18 protein-coding genes are annotated in these 17289 nt (G+C 70.1%); 9 read left to right on the top strand and 9 right to left on the bottom strand.

The features are described from left to right. Window positions 1–84 precede the first annotated feature (84 nt). Together AUL34_RS02895 and tam are read left to right on the top strand one after the other, a co-directional pair. Window positions 85–2700, top strand: a complete 2616-nt coding sequence (locus tag AUL34_RS02895) for a TIGR02302 family protein (RefSeq protein ID WP_061930911.1) — start codon at window positions 85–87, stop codon at window positions 2698–2700. Window positions 2701–2843: 143 nt separating this feature from the next. Beyond that, on the top strand, window positions 2844–3632 hold the full coding sequence (gene tam / locus AUL34_RS02890) for a trans-aconitate 2-methyltransferase (protein WP_061930908.1): 789 nt from the start codon (window positions 2844–2846) through the stop codon (window positions 3630–3632). Window positions 3633–3636: 4 nt separating this feature from the next. Here tam and AUL34_RS02885 read toward each other — a convergent pair whose 3' ends face one another. The 4 genes from AUL34_RS02885 to AUL34_RS02870 all read right to left on the bottom strand — a co-directional run bounded on the left by AUL34_RS02885 (window position 3637) and on the right by AUL34_RS02870 (window position 6342). Continuing rightward, entirely contained in the window at window positions 3637–4047 is a 411-nt protein-coding gene (locus tag AUL34_RS02885) for a response regulator (RefSeq protein ID WP_061930906.1), read from the bottom strand. 196 nt (window positions 4048–4243) lie between these two features. Further along, window positions 4244–5374, bottom strand: coding sequence for a L,D-transpeptidase (locus AUL34_RS02880; protein WP_192845679.1), 1131 nt, complete (start codon window positions 5372–5374; stop codon window positions 4244–4246). 99 nt (window positions 5375–5473) lie between these two features. Beyond that, a complete protein-coding gene (gene hpt, locus AUL34_RS02875) occupies window positions 5474–6010 on the bottom strand; it encodes a hypoxanthine phosphoribosyltransferase (protein ID WP_061930902.1) in 537 nt (178 codons plus the stop codon). Beyond that, the gene (locus tag AUL34_RS02870; protein ID WP_156420753.1) at window positions 6007–6342 is read right to left on the bottom strand and encodes a hypothetical protein; all 336 of its coding nucleotides are present in this window, start codon (window positions 6340–6342) and stop codon (window positions 6007–6009) included. The genes hpt and AUL34_RS02870 overlap by 4 nt, the downstream gene beginning before the upstream one ends. 207 nt (window positions 6343–6549) lie before the next feature. Here AUL34_RS02870 and ftsE point away from each other — a divergent pair, with 207 nt between their 5' ends. The 4 genes from ftsE to AUL34_RS02850 all read left to right on the top strand — a co-directional run bounded on the left by ftsE (window position 6550) and on the right by AUL34_RS02850 (window position 9788). Beyond that, window positions 6550–7209, top strand: a complete 660-nt coding sequence (ftsE, locus tag AUL34_RS02865) for a cell division ATP-binding protein FtsE (protein ID WP_061930896.1) — start codon at window positions 6550–6552, stop codon at window positions 7207–7209. Next, on the top strand, window positions 7202–8167 hold the full coding sequence (locus AUL34_RS02860; RefSeq protein ID WP_061930893.1) for an ABC transporter permease: 966 nt from the start codon (window positions 7202–7204) through the stop codon (window positions 8165–8167). The genes ftsE and AUL34_RS02860 overlap by 8 nt, the downstream gene beginning before the upstream one ends. Window positions 8168–8169: 2 nt before the next feature. Beyond that, entirely contained in the window at window positions 8170–8874 is a 705-nt protein-coding gene (locus tag AUL34_RS02855) for a YdcF family protein (RefSeq protein ID WP_082653119.1), read from the top strand. An 89-nt stretch (window positions 8875–8963) separates the two neighbouring features. Beyond that, window positions 8964–9788 carry a 1-acyl-sn-glycerol-3-phosphate acyltransferase gene (locus AUL34_RS02850; protein WP_061930890.1) on the top strand — a complete coding sequence of 275 codons (825 nt, stop codon included), beginning with the start codon at window positions 8964–8966 and terminating at the stop codon, window positions 9786–9788. Window positions 9789–9792: 4 nt separating this feature from the next. Here AUL34_RS02850 and AUL34_RS02845 read toward each other — a convergent pair whose 3' ends face one another. Further along, the gene (locus tag AUL34_RS02845; protein ID WP_061930887.1) at window positions 9793–10305 is read right to left on the bottom strand and encodes a gamma-glutamylcyclotransferase; all 513 of its coding nucleotides are present in this window, start codon (window positions 10303–10305) and stop codon (window positions 9793–9795) included. A gap of 69 nt (window positions 10306–10374) precedes the next feature. Between AUL34_RS02845 and AUL34_RS02840 the strand changes: the two genes are divergently transcribed. Further along, the gene (locus tag AUL34_RS02840) at window positions 10375–11409 is read left to right on the top strand and encodes a DUF2125 domain-containing protein (protein ID WP_061930884.1); all 1035 of its coding nucleotides are present in this window, start codon (window positions 10375–10377) and stop codon (window positions 11407–11409) included. A 3-nt stretch (window positions 11410–11412) separates the two neighbouring features. Here the strand turns inward: AUL34_RS02840 and AUL34_RS02835 are convergent, their stop codons facing one another. Together AUL34_RS02835 and hisC are read right to left on the bottom strand one after the other, a co-directional pair. Then, entirely contained in the window at window positions 11413–12366 is a 954-nt protein-coding gene (locus AUL34_RS02835) for a prephenate/arogenate dehydrogenase family protein (protein WP_061930881.1), read from the bottom strand. Beyond that, complete coding sequence (gene hisC / locus AUL34_RS02830) at window positions 12363–13466, bottom strand: histidinol-phosphate transaminase (RefSeq protein ID WP_061930878.1); 1104 nt, start codon at window positions 13464–13466, stop codon at window positions 12363–12365. The genes AUL34_RS02835 and hisC overlap by 4 nt, the downstream gene beginning before the upstream one ends. 137 nt (window positions 13467–13603) lie before the next feature. On the opposite strand from hisC, the gene AUL34_RS02825 reads away from it, so the two are divergent. Together AUL34_RS02825 and metW are read left to right on the top strand one after the other, a co-directional pair. Continuing rightward, window positions 13604–14785 (top strand): homoserine O-acetyltransferase, encoded by a 1182-nt coding sequence (locus AUL34_RS02825; RefSeq protein WP_061930875.1) that lies wholly within the window; start codon window positions 13604–13606, stop codon window positions 14783–14785. After that, window positions 14782–15444, top strand: a complete 663-nt coding sequence (gene metW, locus AUL34_RS02820) for a methionine biosynthesis protein MetW (protein ID WP_156420752.1) — start codon at window positions 14782–14784, stop codon at window positions 15442–15444. Before AUL34_RS02825 ends, metW begins: the two co-directional genes overlap by 4 nt. Window positions 15445–15466: 22 nt before the next feature. On the opposite strand, the gene AUL34_RS02815 is transcribed toward metW, so the two are convergent. Together AUL34_RS02815 and AUL34_RS02810 are read right to left on the bottom strand one after the other, a co-directional pair. Further along, window positions 15467–16450, bottom strand: coding sequence for an aldo/keto reductase (locus AUL34_RS02815; RefSeq protein ID WP_061930872.1), 984 nt, complete (start codon window positions 16448–16450; stop codon window positions 15467–15469). A 33-nt stretch (window positions 16451–16483) separates the two neighbouring features. Next, a complete protein-coding gene (locus AUL34_RS02810) occupies window positions 16484–17254 on the bottom strand; it encodes a methyltransferase domain-containing protein (protein ID WP_061930997.1) in 771 nt (256 codons plus the stop codon). Between the last annotated feature and the right edge of the window lie 35 nt (window positions 17255–17289).

Raw genomic sequence — 17289 nt, 5'->3', positions numbered from 1 at the left:
CCTGGCCATCGGCGGCGCCCCGCGCGATGAGGCGCGGAGCCCGAGCCGGCGGCGGCGCGGCCCGCCCGTTCCGAAAGCGGCTTCATGGTTCCCCAGACCTCCGGCTTCGACATGGCCCGCACCGCCTCCGTTCGCGGCGCGGCCTTCGCCGCCCTGCTCGTGGAGCGGGTCTGGCCGGTTCTGGTTCGGCTCGCAGCTCTCCTCGGCCTCTTTCTGATCCTCGCCTGGTTCGGCGTCTTCGCCGCCGTGTCCGACTGGCTGCGCATTGCGCTTCTCGTGGTGCTTGGCGTCGGTGGGCTTGCGGTCCTCTGGCGCGCGCGGCGCATTCGCCTGCCGACGCGGGCGGAGGTTGCGCGGCGCGTCGAGGCCGACAGTGCGCTCGCCCACCAACCGCTGCAGGCGCAGGAGGACCGCGTGCCGGCGGCGGACGACTTCGCCGCCGCGCTCTGGCACGAGCACCAGCGACGCATGGCCGAGCGGCTGCGCGGGCTCAAGGCTTCCGGTCCGCGCACGCGCACCTACGCGATCGACCCCTACGGCCTGCGCGCGCTCGTTGCGCTCCTCCTCGTCACCGGCTTCGCCTATTCCTTCGGGCCGCGCGGCGGGCGGATCGCCGATGCGCTGGCGCCGCTCCAAGGCGAGCTTGTCGCCGGCGTGCGCGTCGATGCCTGGGCGACACCCCCCGGCTACACCGGCCGTGCCCCGATCCTCCTGTCCGCCGAGGCGCCGCAGGCCGGAGCGATCGAGGTGCCGCAGGGCACGGTTCTGTCGTTGCGCGTGTCCGACCGGCGCGGTGCCGACGTGACCTTCCGGCCCGACGGCGGCGAGGCCGCGCCAATCGCGCCCGCGGTTCCCGAAGGGCAGGCGCCGACCGAGGGCGCGGTGGCAGAGGCGGAGGCGGAGGCCCCCGTCGCGGGCGAATACGAACTGCCGCTCCAGGCGAGCGGCACGGCGCGCATCGCCACGACGTTCGGGAACCTCGGTGCCTGGACCTTCGCGGTGACACCTGACACCCCGCCCACCGTGGCTTTTCGCGGCGAGCCGAAGCCCGGCCGCAACGGCTCGCTCGACCTCGCGTTCGGGCTGAGCGACGATTACGGCGTGGCCGCCGGGGAAGCGAAGCTCGCGACGCGCGAGCCCGTGGCGCCCGGTGCCCGGCCGCTGATCGCGCCACCCGAGCCCTCGCTCACTCTGCCGCGCAGACGCGCCGGCGACGCGGAGGGGCGCACGAGCCTTGCGCTCGCCGACAGCCCTTATGCCGGCACGCGCGCGGCGTTGACGTTGAGCGTGCGCGACGATGCCGGCCAGGTCGGCGAAACGCCGCCGTTGGAGGTGACGCTGCCCGAGCGCCGCTTCGTCGACCCGCTGGCGCGCGCGGTGGTGGAGCAGCGGCGCATCCTGGCGCTCGACGCCAACGCCGTGCCGCGGGTCGTCTCGATGCTCGACGCCGTCACGCTGCGCGGCGACGAGTTCATTTCCAATCCCTCGCACTATCTCGCCCTGCGGGCGGTGCGCGAGCGCATCGCGCATGCGCCGGACGACGCGACGCTGCTCTCGGCAGTGGATTTCCTCTGGCAGATCGCCCTCGGCATCGAGGACGGCGACCTCGGCGCGTCCGAGCGGCGGCTGCGCGATCTGCAGGAGCAGCTGAGCCAGGCGCTGGAGAACGGGGCGAGCGACGAGGAGATCGCCCAGCTCATGCAGGAGCTGCGCCAGGCCATGCAGGAATACATGCAGGCGATGGCCGAGGCGATGCGCAACATGCCGCCGCAGAGCCTGTCGCAGATGGGAGAGACCCAGGAGATCCGGCCGCAGGACCTCGACCGGATGCTCGACCGGATCGAGGATCTGGCCCGCTCCGGCTCCAAGGACGCCGCCCAGCAACTCCTGTCGGAGCTGCGCGAGATGATGGACAGCCTCCAGGCGATGCGGCCCCAGCAAGGCCAGCAGCAGGCCGGCCAGCAGAGCCCGATGCAGCAGCAGATGAACCAGCTCGGCGAAATGCTCCAGCGCCAGCAGAAGCTGATGGACGAGACCTTCGAGCTCGGCCGCCAGCAGATGCGGCGCCAGATGGAGAACGAGCGGGGGGGCGACCCTTCCGAGCAGGCGCAGCAAGGCCAGGAGGGCAGTCAGGGCCAGCGCCAACCCATGACCGAGGAGGAGCTGCGTGCCATGCAGGAGCGGCTCCAGGCAGAGCAGGGCCAGCTCCAGAAGGACCTTCAGGCTCTCCAGGAGGCCATGAAGGGGCAGGGACTCAACCCGAGCGACGATCTCGGCCAGGCCGGCGAATCCATGGGTCGCGCCGAAGGGGCGATCGGGCAGGGCGACGACGGCGAGGCCGTCGGCCAGCAGGGCGAGGCTATGAACGCGTTGCGGCGCGGCGCGCAGGACGCGATGAACCAGATGCAGGCCATGCAGGGGCAGGGCGGGGGCGAAGGGCAGCAGCCCGGCCAGGGCATGCAGCCCGGCGGTCCCGGGCGCTTCGGTCAGGGGCCCGGCCAGCAGCGCTCGGGCCGCGATCCGCTCGGCCGCGAGCGGCAGACGCAGGGGCCCGACTTCGGCCAGGATGTCGGCGTGCCCGACGAAATCGACATCCAGCGCGCTCGCCGCATCCTCGATCAGATCCGCGACCGCCTCGGCCGTCAGCTCTCGCCCGAGCAGGAACGGGAGTATCTCGAGCGGTTGCTGCGCACGCCGTAAGCGTTCGGATCCATCCCTGGCAGGAGCGGCGTGGCGGGGTCAGAGCACGTCCGTGTTCGGCGCATCGTCCGATCGCGGAAAGCCGCTCGGCTTTCGCTGGAAATGCGCTAGAAGCCGGGCATCCCACGGTAAGGATCGCCGCGATGACCGACTGGAATCCAGCCCTCTACTCCCGCTTCGAGGACGAGCGCACCCGGCCGGCGCGTGATCTTCTGGCTCGCTGCCGGATCGGCGATGGCGAAGGGGAGGGCTTGCGCATCGCCGATCTCGGCTGCGGCCCGGGAAACTCGACGGCGCTTCTCGCGGAGCGATTTCCGCAGGCCGAGGTCACGGGCTTCGACACGTCCGAGACGATGCTGCAGGCGGCACGGGCCCGGCTGCCGGGCGCGCGTTTCGAACGCGCCGATATCAGCACGTGGGATCCGGCGGAGCCCTTCGACCTCGTCTTCTCGAACGCCGCGCTGCAATGGGTTCTCGGCCACGAGCAACTGATCCCCGCGCTGTTCCGGCATGTGCGGCCGGGGGGGCTCCTGGCCGCGCAGGTGCCCGATAATCTCGCCGACCCGTCGCAAGTCGCGATGCAGGATATCGCGCGGGAGGACCCGTTTGCCCGAACGCTCGACCGCATGAACGAAGCGCGCGAGCCGATCGCCGCGCGCGAGGCCTACTACGACTGGCTGGCGGCGGCAGGGGCCTCCGAGGTCGACGTCTGGACCACGATCTACAACCATCCGATGACCTCGCCGGAGGCGATCACGGAGTGGTTCTCGTCGACCGGGTTGAAGCCGTTCGTGGATCCTCTGGACGAGGACGGCCGGGCGCTCTTCCGGTCGCGATATACGCAGGAAATGGACCGTCGCTACCCCGCGCGCGCCGACGGCCGACGGCTTCTCGCCTTCCCGCGCCTGTTCTTCGTGGCGCGCCGGGCCTGACGGATCAGGCGTAGCGGCGAAGCGGCGCGACGGCGGCTTCGCCGGCCGCGGTGCCCCGGAGCGCCTGCGCGACGCGCTGGCGGATCTCGCTGATGGTGAAGGGCTTCTCGACGACGCCGAGAATGAAGGCGGAGAGGTCCTCTGCCGCTTCCTTCTGCTCGGCATAGCCGGTCATCAGCAGGATCGGCAGTTCGGGAAAGGTGGCGTGGGCGGCATGGGCGAGCTCGATGCCCGTCATCCCCGGCATGCGGATGTCGGACAGGAGAAGGTCGAAGGCGCCGTTCTCCTCGGCCAGGATGTCCACCGCCATCTCGCCGTCCTCGGCGACCAGCACATCGTGGCCTTCGAGGCGAAGAGCCCGCGCCACCAGAAGCCGGATGCCGGTGTCGTCCTCGGCGATCAAGATTCGGGCCATGGTGTCCTGCTCCTCGCACACGCCGGCCTGTGCCGGCCGGACAGGGCAAGGCCCGGTCCGTGGCACGGAGTATGCGGGTCCATCCTTGTGCGAACCCTTACCGAACAGGGCTAACCGTTGGTGAAGGAGCGACCGGGCACCCACGGAACCCGGCCGTGCGCGCCGCGATCACCTTCATGTCAGGCCGCCGCCGCGCTCAACCCTTGAACTCCACGGTCGTCTTGGCGGGCTGAACGAGCTTGGCGAGCGCCTCGGCGTCCCAGTTGGTCAGGCGAACGCAGCCGTGGCTGCCGGTCTTGCCGATCTGCGAGGGCTCCGGCGCGCCGTGGATGCCGTAGGTCGGCTTGGACAGATCGATCCACATCGAGCCGACGGGACCATTCGGGCCGGCCGGGATCGTGAGCTTCTTGCGGTTCTTGCCCTGCTGGAAGTTCTTGTCGGGATCGTATTCGTAGGTCGGATCGGGGGCGCTGCCGTTGACCTTCATCGTGCCGCTCGGGGAGGGCGTGTCGTCGGAGCCGATGGTGGCGGGCGCCGACATCAGGACGCGGTCCTCGGCGTCGAATGCGAAGAGCTCGCCTTTCGACTTGTCGATGACGATGTGGTCGACCTTACCCTCGGGCCCGGCGCCCGGGTCGGCGACCAGGATCGTGGTATCGGCGGACCGGAAGTCGGCGCCGGGGTTCAGGGCCAGAAGCAGCTTCTCGTCCATGTGGAAGCGCTCGGCGAGCATCTCGGAAGGGCCGCGGTAGCAAAGGCATTCGAGCTTGGCCATGGCGCCATAGTCCGACGGGATCTTCGAGACGTAGCGCTGATCGACGTCTTCACGCGTCAGCCGGTAGGTCTTCATCGCCGGGCCGGCGTCCGCCGACAGCGCCGTCCAGAGCGCGTCGTCGATCACCCCGTCGACCGCCATGTCGTGCGCCTCCTCGTAGGCGCGGACCGCCTTCTCGGTGTTGCCGCCCGGCCGTCCATCGATCACGCCGGGCGAGGCATGGGCGCGGTCGAGGAGGACCTGGACGCGGATCAGAAAGGGATCGGGGCTGTCCTCCGACTTCGCGTCAGCCTGCGTGTCCGCGTCATCAGTCGTCGTCTGGGTCTGGCCGTCGGAGGGCGGCGGCTCGTCGCCGTCCTGGACCGGCGCTTCGGGCGCGGCTTGCGCAGGCGCGCTCGCGGCGTCCGCCGCCGCGTCCTGCCGTGCCGTCCAATCGGCGAACGTCGCAGAGTTGATCGCGGTCTCCGACAGGTCGGCAGGCATGGAAGCGGCCAGCGCAGGCCCGCTCGCGGTCACGATCAGGGCCAGCGTGATCCAGGACGGCTTCGTCATCGTCTAACTCCCCTGATACGATAGGAAGGGAAGAACGCGCGAAAGGCGCCGCGGCTCCGGTGATTCAGGGGACGGCGCCCCCAAATCTTGCGCGGCGTTTCAATCCACCACGCGCCCGACGAAGGGCAGTTCGCGGAAGGCGTGGCCGACATCCATGCCGTAGCCGACCACGAAGACGTCGGGGCAGTCGAAGCCGACATGGTCGGCCTCGATCGCGGCGGCGCGCTTCATGCGCTTGTCGAGAAGGACGGCGATCTCGGCGCCGGTCGCCCCGCGCGCCAGCATGAGGTCGCGGGCGAAGAGGAGCGTGCGTCCCGATTCCAGGATATCGTCGACGAGCAGCACCTTGCGTCCCGCGATCGCCCCTTCCACATCGCGCACGATCCGCACGTCGCCGCCGACCGTTCCCGCGCCGTAGGAGGACAGCGAGATGAACTCCATCTCCGGCGCGACGCCATGGCGGTGGAGCGCGCGGATGAGGTCGGCGGCAAAGACGAAGGAGCCCTTCAGGACGGCGACGACGAGGAGGTTCTCCGGCCTCTTGGCGGCGATTTCTGCCGCCATCCGGTCGACCTGTCCCGCGATCTCCTCTTCGGAGAACAGCGTTTCGAGCTCGCGCCCGCGAACCGAGATCATCGGATCACCGGGGCGGCGGCCACGCGCACCGTCGGCTCGGCCGCGCCGTGGCGCTCCGCTCCGCCGGGCGACAGGGCGAAGGCGACGAACGCCACGAGCGCAAGGCCTGCCGGAAGGGCGATGCGCGCCAGATGCGGGTTCGACGGCGCAAGAGCCGCCGCCGCATCGAGCGCGGCGCCCCAGCGCGGTGCCGGGGGCTCGATGGGCGCCTGCACGGGACGGCTGGTCCCGGTCCGGCGTGCGACGACGTGCCCTTCGATCACGAGACCGCGCGCGCCGCGCCAGACGTCGTGCTGCCGGCTGCGCGGGCTCTGGCCAAGGTTCGGCTCCATGCCGCCCTCCTTCCGATCGATGGATCGCGGCATGGAAACCGCGAAGGTCAGGATTCGGTAAGCTCTTATGGTTAACGGAAGCTTGTGGGATACGGGTGGCGGCCCGAATGCGGCCGGAATGATGGATCAGGGACGAGGTGCGGCGCTGCCGGGCGCGTCCGGAAGTTGGCGTCGCACGGCGCAGGGGATCAAGGAGGCCGAGGCGGCTTGATACGGTTCGAGAACGTGGGCCTGCGTTACGACATGGGGCCGGAAGTCCTGCGCGACCTGACCTTCGAGATCCGGTCGAAGTCCTTCCAGTTCCTCACCGGGCCGTCGGGCGCGGGCAAGACCAGTCTCCTGCGCATGCTTTTCCTGGCGCTGAAGCCGACGCGCGGCATGATCACCGTGCTCGGCAAGGATGCCTCGACGCTGAAGCGGACCGATCTGCCCGCCATCCGGCGGCGCATCGGCGTCGTGTTCCAGGATTTTCGGCTGCTCGATCATCTCACGACCTATGAGAACGTCGCGCTGCCGCTTCGCGTGCGCGGTCGCGAGGAGGCGAGCTATCGGCGCGACGTGGAGGACCTCATCAAGTGGGTCGGCCTCGGCGAACGGCTCGACGCCTCGCCCGTGGTCCTTTCCGGCGGCGAGAAGCAGCGTGCGGCGATCGCGCGCGCGCTGATCGACCGGCCGGACATCCTCCTTGCCGACGAGCCGACGGGCAATGTCGACCCGCCGCTCGCCAGGCGCCTCTTGCGCCTCTTCATGGAACTCAACCGCACCGGCACCGCCGTCGTCATCGCCACCCACGATCTCGGCCTGATGGACCAGGTCGAGGCGCGGCGTCTCATTCTCGCGGACGGGCGGCTCGAGATCTATGACTGATCCGCGCGCGTTCCTCGACTGGTGGCGCAGGCGCGCAGAGGCGCGGCCCAATCCGATCGTGCCCCCGGGCAACGTCGCGGGCCGAGCGCTTCTCACCGTGATCGCGATCATGACCTTTCTCGCCAGCCTGACGCTCGGCGCGGTGACCCTCGTCGCCGACACGGCCGCCGACTGGCAGAGCGAGATCGCGCGCGAGGTGACCGTGCAGATCCGGCCGGACGAGGGGCTGGACATGGCGGCCGCGCTGGAAACCGTGCGCGCCACGGTGACCGCGGTGCCCGGGGTCGTGTCGGCGGTGCCGCTCGACGACGCTGCGACCGGTCGGCTCCTCGAGCCTTGGCTCGGCGAAGGGCTCGATCTCGACGAACTGCCGGTGCCGCGCCTCGTCATCGTCGGGATCGACGAGCGCTCGCCCCCCGACTTCTCCCGCCTGCGCGAGGCGGTGCGTGCCGCCGTGCCCCAGGCGAGCCTCGACGACCACCGCGCCTGGGTCTCCCGCCTCGTCTCCATGGCGCACGCCACGGTGCTGATCGGCATCGCGATCCTGGCACTGGTGATGATCGCCACCGTTCTCACCGTCGTCTTCGCCACGCGCGGCGCGATGACGGGCAACCGGCACATCATCGAGGTCCTGCATTTCGTCGGCGCGCGCAGCGGCTTCATCGCCGGCGAGTTCCAGCGCCACTTCCTGAAGCTCGGCCTCATCGGCGCGTTCACGGGGGGCGCCTGCGCGTTTCTGGTGTTCCTCGCCGTCGGCCAATGGACGAGGGCCAACCAGGCGACACCCGAGGCCGACCAGATCAGCGCCCTCTTCGGCTCCTTCGCCATCAGTGTATGGGGCTATGTCGGAACGGCGGTGCTGGTGGTCGCCATCGGCGTCTTGACCGCGCTGACGTCCCGCATCACGGTCACCAGCCAATTGGCCGCGATCGACATGCTGTCGCCGGTGGACGGATGAGAATGAACCGGAATGGCCGCCGCGACGGCGATGGGACGCCGTACGAGGCGCGCAGGCGTCGACGCTGGCCGCGCCGTATCGCCTGGGTCGGCCTCTTCGCGGCGCTTGCGGGCGCGGCCTATCTCGTCGGCGGCTTCGCGCGCTTCGCCAGCGATGTCGCCGCCCTGTCGGCACCGCCCGAGGCGGCCCATGCCGACGGCATCGTGGTGCTCACCGGCGGCGAGCAGCGGCTGCGCAAGGCGATCGCGCTCCTGCGCGAGGGAGAGGGGCGCCGGCTCCTCATCAGCGGCGTGAACCGGGACACGAGCGCAGGCGCCATCGCGCGTGCGACCGGCACCGAGATGGCGTTGATCGACTGCTGCGTCGATCTCGACTACGAGGCGATGGACACGATCGGGAACGCCGAGGCGACGGCGCGCTGGGCCAAGGCGCACGGCTTCGACCGTCTCCTGCTCGTCACCAGCGATTACCACATCCCCCGTTCGCTCCTCGAAATGAGCGGGGTCGCCGACGCGCCGGCGATCGTTCCCTATCCCGTCTCGCCGGACAAGCTCTGGCGGCGCGACGGCTGGCCGACGCGGCTCGGCCTGCGCCTCCTCGTGACGGAATACGCCAAGGTGCTGGCGGTCAAGGCGCGGCTGGCGACCGGGTTCGACCTGTCGGCCTTCGGCGGCTGGCACCATCGCGTCGCCGGGCGCGAGGAGTAGGGCGCCTTGCGCCTTCCCCTCCCGCCCTTGGCCCCGTATGAGGAACCGGCCCACCGAAGGGCCGCCTAGCTGTCCGAGCCGTTCGCCCGATGATCCTCCTGCGCTCCGTCCTGTTCCAGGTCCTATTCTACGTCCATCTGATCGGGCAGCTTCTCCTGAACCTGCCGTTCTTCTTCCTGCGTTCCGAGGAGGCGCGCTGGCGCATCGTCAAGGGATGGGCGCGCAACAGCCTCTGGCTGCTGCGCCACGTCGCCGGGACGGGCTCGGTGGTGGAGCATGCGGACCGCGTGCCCGCCGGCCCGTGCATCGTCGCCGCCAAGCACCAGTCCTTCTGGGACGTGATCGCGCTGCTCCTCGTCGTGGAGCGGCCGACCTTCATCCTCAAGAAGGAGCTGATGGGCATTCCGGTGTTCGGCTGGTACGCCCGCACGCTCGGCATGATCCCGGTGGACCGCTCGCGCCGCGCCGCCGTCCTGCCGTCGCTCCTTGCCGGGGCGCGCAAGGCGGTGGCCGAGGGACGCCAGATCGTGATCTATCCCGAAGGCACCCGCTCGGCGCCCGGCACCGCGCCGAACTACCGCCCCGGCATCCACTATCTCTATGCCGAGCTGAGGATACCCACCGTGCCGGTGGCGCTGAACTCCGGCCTGTTCTGGCCGCGCCAGGCGGTGCGCCGCGAGCCCGGTACGATCCAGGCGGAGTTCCTGGAGCCGATCCCGCCGGGCCTGGAGCGCGATCCCTTCATCGCCGAGTTGCGCGACCGGATCGAGGAGCGGTCGCTCGGTCTCGTCAAGGCCGCCTATGCCGAACGGCCGGACCTGGCCAAGAGCGCGCTCGTCGCACAGCTGCTGGCCGATCCCGATCCGCATCCGGTGGAGCAGGAGCGCGCGCCCGAGGGCACGCAGGGCCTCTGACGCCTCAGATCCGGGCGGCGACGCTCTCCAGCCAGCGGTCGCTGAGGCCGAGCGCGCGGATCTCCCCGAGCGCCGACAGGACGTAGTCCCGGTTGGCGCCCGACTGCCCGTGCGAACGGGCGACGAGCGCAGCCGCCGTCTCGACGGATAGCCGGCCGGCATACTGGGTGTGCCCGCGATCCACGACATAGGCGAGCGCGCGCACCGGTCGCCCATCGAGGAGGCGGACGGGGAGCGTCGTTTCCAGATAGACGCTGGTGACGAGTTCGCGCGCGCGAAGATAGGCGGTCGTCGCCTCCGCCTTCTCCGCCGCCACCCGAAACGCCATGCCGACGCAGGAGCCACCCCGGTCGAGGCCGAACACGAGGCCCGGCCGCTCGGGCGTGCCGCGATGGACGTGCGAATAGATGCAGAGCGATCGGTGGAAGCCCGCGAGCCGCGCCTTGGCCCGCTCCTCGTATTCGAACCCCGGTCGCCAGATCAGCGAGCCGTAGGCGAAGACCCACAAATCGTCCATCGCTCTTGCCATTCCCGTCTCCGGCGCTTCATGAAGGCGCCGGTTCGGCTGCGCAGAAAGGATGCCCGCATGGCAAGGTCAAGGGCGGAAGGCGAAACGGGCCGCAGTTCGGCGGCGGGCCGCGTCTTCGCGGGTGTCGCGATCCTCGTGGTGGTGCTGGCGGCGGCCCTCACCGGCGTCTGGTACTATCTGGCGGGAGAACTCGACCGCCGCGTCGTCTCGGCGCTCGATGCGGCGGGCGGCGGCGGCACCGCGATCGCCTGCGACGGGCGCGAGGTCTTCGGCTACCCGTTCCGGATCGGCTTGTCCTGCGATGCCGTCGGCGTCGACGCGCCCGCGAACGGCATCCGTCTTTCCGCCGGGTCCTTGCGCACGGCGGCGCAGATCTACCAGCCCTCGCACATCGTCGCCGAACTTGGCGGGCCCTTGCGCGCCACCGTGCCGGACCTGCCGCCGCTGGAGATGAACTGGGCGCTGGCCCAAGCCTCGACGAGCCTCTGGACGGAGGGCCTGGAGCGCGTGTCGATCGCGGTGGACCACGCGGTCCTGTCGCTCGTCGGAGAAGCCGGGGCGCTGACCCCTCTCGCCCGCTCGGTTCGGCTGGAGACGCATGCCCGCCAGAACGGGGCGGCACTCGACTTCGCCCTGTCGGATGCCGGCGTCGTCGCCACGATCCCGCCGATCGGGGACATTCCCGCCTTCGACCTGTCGGCCGACCTCACCGTGGACGGCGCCGCCGGCTGGCTGCAGGACGGCGTGCCGGGCGGGCAGGTCGGGCCGGCCCTTCGGGGTGAGGCGGGCATGATCCGCTCGCTGCGCCTCGTCTCCTCGGTGGGGGCGAGCGTCGATGTGTCGGGTCCGTTCCGGGTGTCGGAGGCGGGCGAGATTTCCGGCGACTTCCGGCTCGGCGTCGAGAACCCGCAGGCGATCGCCACGCTCGTCACGGTACTCGTTCCCGGCAGCGGCGGCGTTGCCTCGGCGATCGCAGGGGGCATCGGCCTCGTCGGACGGCAGGAGAACGGACAGACCGTCCTCGACGTCGCGGTGCGCGACGGCGAGGCTCGGCTCGGTTTCATCCCGCTCGGGCGGCTGCCGAGGATCTGAGGCTCACTCCCCCGGTGCCTTCTCGTTCCAGGGGTCCTTGCGCGGCTTGAGGCGGCCGAAATTGGCCTCCTCCGTGTCCTGCCCCGCCTGCACGATGGAGCGGCGGATGGTGCGGGTGCGGGTGAAGAGATCGAAGAGCGCATCGCCGTCGCCCCAGCGGATGGCCCGCTGCAACGATGCAAGATCCTCGGAGAAGCGCGCCAGCATTTCCAGCACCGCCTCGCGGTTGGTCAGGAAGATGTCGCGCCACATGGTCGGGTCGGACGCGGCGATGCGCGTGAAGTCGCGGAAACCGGACGCCGAGAACTTGATGACCTCGGACTGCGTGACCGTCTCGAGGTCGGCGGCCGTTCCCACGATGTTGTAGGCGATGAGATGCGGCACGTGGGAGACGATGGCGAGCACGAGGTCGTGGTGCTCGGGCGTCATCACCTCGACGTTCGCGCCGGTGGCCAGCCACAGGGCGCGCAAGGCTTCCACCGCCGCCTCGTCCGTCTCGGGGAGCGGGGTGAGGATCGTCCAGCGGTTTTCGAAGAGTTCGAGGAAGCCGGCGTCCGGGCCCGACTGCTCGGTGCCGGCGATCGGATGGCCGGGCACGAAATGCACATGCGCCGGAAGATGGGGGCGCATCTGGTCGACCACCGCACCCTTCACCGATCCGACGTCGGAGACGATGGCGCCGGCCTTGAGGTGCGGCGCGATGGCAGCCGCCGCCGCGCCGCAGGAGCCGACCGGCAGGCACAGGATCACGAGATCGGCGTCGCGCACCGCATCCGCCGGATCGAGATGGTAGCTCGTGCCGAGCCGCAGTTCCTGCGCGCGGGCAAGTGTCGCTTCGCGGCGTGTGGCGATCGACACCTCGCGTGCGAGGCCCCGGTCGCGGATGTTGATCGCGATGGAGGAGCCGATCAGGCCGATGCCGATCAGCGCGATCTTATCGAAGAGCGGCTCGGTCATTTCGCGAGGAAGTCCTTCAAGGCAGCAAGGACGCCCTCGTTGGCCTCTGCGGATCCGACCGTCAGCCGCAGCGCGTTGGGGAAGCCGTAGCCCGTCACGCGGCGCAGGATGAAGCCGCGCTGCGTCAGGAACGCGTCGGCGTCCGCCGCCGTGCGGCCGGCCTCGTCGGGGAAGTGAACCAGCACGAAATTGCCGACCGACGGCGTGACGCGCAGCGACAGCGCGGACAACTCACGGCCGAGGCGCTCCAGCCACGCCTCGTTGTGCGCAACGGACTTCTCGACATGCGCCCGGTCGCGGATCGCCGCCGCCCCGGCGGCGATCGCCATGGCGTTGAGGTTGAACGGCCCGCGGATGCGGTCGAGCGCGTCGACGATCGCTTCCGGCGCCAGCATCCAGCCGATGCGCAGCGCTGCAAGGCCATGGATCTTGGAGAAGGTGCGCGTCATCACGACGTTGTCGCTCGAAGCCACCAGCGCCGCGCCCGCCTCGTAGTCCTCGCGCCGGACATATTCGGCATAGGCGGCGTCGAGCACCAGGAGGACGTGCGGGGGCAGGGCCGCGTGCAGGCGGCGGATCTCGGAGGCCGGCAGGTAGGTGCCGGTCGGGTTGTTGGGATTGGCGAGGAAGACGATCTTGGTGCGCTCAGAGACGCAGGCGAGAACGGCGTCGACCTCGGCGCGCTCGTCCCGCTCGCGGGCGACCACCGGCGTCGCGCCGGCCGCGCGGATATAGATGTCGTAGACGAGGAAGCCGTGCTCGGTGTGGATCGCCTCGTCGCCGGGCGACAGGAACGCTTGCGCCAGGAGCCCGAGGAGTTCGTCCGACCCGTTGCCGCACAGAATGCGCGAGACCGGCAGGTCGTGCACCTCGGCGATCGCCGATTTCAGCGCGTTCGCCTGGCCGTCGGGATAGAGCTCCAGCCTGGTCGCGACGTCCCGCAGTGCCGCCTGCACGTCGGGCGAGGCGCCGAAGGGCGTCTCGTTCGACGAGAGCTTGTGCAGCGTGACGCCCGACGGTGCTTTGCTCTTGCCGGGCACATAGGCCTCGATGTCGAGGACGCCGGGCTTGGGCTGGGGGCGCACGGGAAGGCTGGTCATGGCGGGTCCTGGCAATCTGCGGGCAAGGGGGCTGCCGGTAGGGAGCATGCGCCCGCGCATACTCTTCGCCGCCGTGGCTGTCGAGGGAAGGCGCAACATTCCGTTGCGCTGCGGGAGGCTTGGGGCTAGCACGAGCCATGTCGATCATCGCAGATCCCGCCATCGAAGAAACCTTGAGCGCGCGCGAGGCGCGCCAGCCGTCCTCGAAGGTCGCCTTCTTCGGCGAGGACGAGCCGTTGCGGCTCGACGCCGGGCGCACCCTGTCGCCGTTCCACATCGCCTTCGAGACCTACGGCGAGCTCAACGCCGACAAATCCAATGCGATCTACGTCTGCCACGCGCTGACCGGCGACCAGTATGCCGCCAGCCCCAACCCGGTGACGGGCAAGCCCGGCTGGTGGTCCAGCCTGATCGGTCCCGGCAAACCGGTCGACACCGACCGGTTCTTCGTCGTCTGCTCCAACGTCATCGGCTCGTGCATGGGCTCGACGGGACCGGCCTCGGTGGATCTGTCGACGGGGCTCCCCTATGCGCTCGATCTGCCGGTTCTGACCATCGGAGACATGGTGCGGGCGCAGGCCATGCTGATCGACCGTCTCGGCATCGACCAGCTCTTCGCCGTGATCGGCGGCTCGATGGGCGGCATGCAGGTCCTGCAATGGACCGTGGCCTATCCCGAGCGCGTCTTCGCGGCGCTGCCGATCGCCACCGGCGCGCGCCACTCCTCGCAGAACATCGCCTTCCACGAGGTCGGCCGGCAGGCGGTGATGGCCGATCCCGACTGGCGCGGCGGGCACTATCTCCAGCACGGCACGCGGCCGCACAAGGGGCTGGCCGTCGCGCGCATGGCCGCGCACGTCACCTATCTCTCGGAGGCCGCTCTCCACCGCAAGTTCGGCCGCAACCTGCAGGACCGCGAGAAGCTCGGTTTCGGCTTCGAGGCGGACTTCCAGATCGAGAGCTACCTGCGCCACCAGGGCATGACCTTCGTCGACCGCTTCGACGCCAACGCCTATCTCTACCTCACGCGCGCCATGGACTATTTCGACATCGCGGCCGAGCACGGCGGGCGTCTCGCCGAGGCCTTCCGGGGCGCCAAGACGCGCTTCTGCCTCGTGTCCTTCTCCTCCGACTGGCTGTTCCCGACGCAGGAGAGCCGCGCCGTGGTGCATGCACTGAACGCCAACGCCGCCTCCGTCTCCTTCGTCGAGATCGAGACCGACAAGGGCCACGACGCCTTCCTGCTCGACGAGCCGGAGTTCACCGGCGCGGTGCAGGGCTTCCTGTCCTCGGCGGCACGCGCGAGGGGGCTCCTGTGAGCGCGATCGAGACGGCACCGAAGCCGACCAGCAGCGTGGTCGCGGTCGAGGAGGGCGGCGCGCGCGTCGACCTGCGCACCATCGCCGATCTCGTCGAACCGGGCGCCCGCGTTCTCGACGTCGGCTGCGGCGACGGCTCGCTGATGGAGATCCTCCAGGCGCGTCGCGGCGTCGACGCGCGCGGCATCGAGCTCAGCCAGCCCGGCGTCAACGAATGCGTGCGCCGAGGCCTGTCGGTGATCCAGGGCGATGCCGACCGCGACCTCGTCCACTATCCCGACGGCGCGTTCGACTACGCGATCCTGTCGCAGACGATCCAGGCGACGGAGAACCCGAAGCTCGTGCTCGCCGAACTCCTGCGCATCGGTCGCCGGGCGGTGGTCTCGTTTCCCAACTTCGGCCACTGGTCCGTGCGCTCGTCCCTGTTCTTCAAGGGGCGCATGCCGGTGACGAAGAGCCTGTCCTACTCCTGGTACGACACGCCCAACATCCACTTCTGCACCATTCGCGACTTCGTGGAACTGACGCGCGAGGTCGGCGCCGAGGTGGAAAGCGCCATCGCGCTGGATTCCGCCGGCCAGCGCGTCGGGATGCGCCTGCCCTGGGCGGTGTGGAACCTCCTCGGCGCGCAGGCCGTGTTCGTGCTGAGGCGGCGCTGAGGCGCGCCGCCTCGGCTTGACGCTACAGATTCACCGTCTTCATGCCGCCCTCGGCATAACGCTCGCCCGCCGCGACCCCGGCCGGGAAGGCCTCGTCGATCTCGGCGAGGTCGTCGGCGGTCAGCTCGACATGCACGGCCTCGGCGTTCTCCTCGAGATAGCGGATGCGCTTGGTGCCGGGGATCGGCACGACGTCGTCCCCCTGCGCCAGCACCCAGGCGAGCGCGAGCTGCGAGGGCGTCGCGTTCCGGCGCTTGGCGATGGCCTTCACCGTATCCACGAGCTTCAGGTTCTTGGCGAAGTTCTCGCCGGAGAAGCGAGGGCTCGACTTTCGGAAATCGTCGTCGGGCAAATCTTCCGGCTTCTGGAACCGCCCGGTGAGAAAGCCGCGGCCGAGCGGCGAATAGGGCACGAAGCCGATGCCGAGCTCGCGCAAGGTGGGCAGGATCTCCGCTTCCGGATCGCGGCTCCAGAGCGAATACTCGGTCTGGAGCGCTGCGATCGGATGCGTGGTATGGGCGCGTCGGATCGTGGCGGGTCCCGCTTCCGACAGGCCGAGGAAGCGGACCTTGCCCTCGTCCACGAGGCGGCCCATTTCGCCGACGGTCTCCTCAATCGGCACGTTCGGATCGACCCGGTGCTGGTAGTAGAGATCGATGTGGTCGCTCCGCAAGCGCCTGAGGCTGTCGTCGCAGGCGCGCCGCAGGTAGTCCGGCCGGCCGTTGATGCCGAGCCGCTCGCCGTTGGGGCCGCGCACGTTGCCGAACTTGGTGGCGAGCACCACGCGGTCGCGCCGACCTTTCAAGGCGCGCCCGACCAGTTCCTCGTTGCGTCCGACGCCGTACATGTCGGCGGTGTCGAGAAAGGATACGCCGAGGTCGAGGGCGCGGTGGATGACCGAGAGCGACTCACCCTCGTCCCCCTCGCCGTAGAATTCGGACATGCCCATGCAGCCGAGGCCGAGGGCGGAAACGGAAAGGTCTGGGCCGAGCTTGCGCTGTTGCATGGGGCGCTCCTGATCGTTGGACAGGCGCTGGAGTTAAGGCGCCCTCGCTGGCTTTTCGAGGTTGAGGGCCGGGGAGGGCGCGCCTTGCGGCACCAGGACGGGGCGCATGGCGCGGATGCGGCTGCGCTCGCGGCTGGTGACGGGAATGCCGCGATACACGAGCTTCACCGCCTCGATCACGATGGCGCCGGCGAACATCGGCCAGAACCGCCGGCCCACGCGGTCCCAGGGCCCGGCGAGATTGAGAAGCCGCTCGCGGCGGAACGGCGGGAAGAACAGGGCTTCCGAGAAGCCGGCCGGCGTGAACTGCGTGTCGCGCAGGAGACGCGTCGCCTGCGGGCGGGACCAGGGGCGCCCCGATCCGAACGGCGTATGCTCGAACCGCGCCCAGACGCCGCGCCGGCTCGGCAGCACCATGACGAGCCGCCCGCCGGGCGCCAGCACGCGCCAGGCCTCTCCCAGCATCTCCGCCGGGTCCTCGGCGAACTCGAGGGCATGCACCATCAGGATGCGGTCGACCGAGGCGTCGCCGAGCGGCAGATCCGTCGGGTGGACGAGGGCGGCGAGCGAAGGGCGCCCGAGCGGCCAGTTCACCGCCCCTTGCGTCGCCGGCATGAAGGCGAGGGTGCGCTCGGCCTCGCCCGTCAACCGGTCGAGATAGGGCGTGACGTAGCCGAGGCCGACGAGACGCTCGTCGCGGATCGGCTTCCACACCGAGCCGAGCGCCGGCGCCAGCGAGCGAACGCAGGCGTCGCCGAGCCGCGAGGCGTAGAAATCGCGCAGATCGACGATGTCGGCGTTCACGGTGGTCATCCGCTCTCCCGGCGAAGGCTTCGGGC

Source organism: Aureimonas sp. AU22 (assembly GCF_001463745.1).
In the GTDB taxonomy this organism is placed as follows: domain Bacteria; phylum Pseudomonadota; class Alphaproteobacteria; order Rhizobiales; family Rhizobiaceae; genus Aureimonas.
Note: the sequence above shows the minus strand (reverse complement) of the source record. Positions and strands in the feature narration are given on the sequence as shown.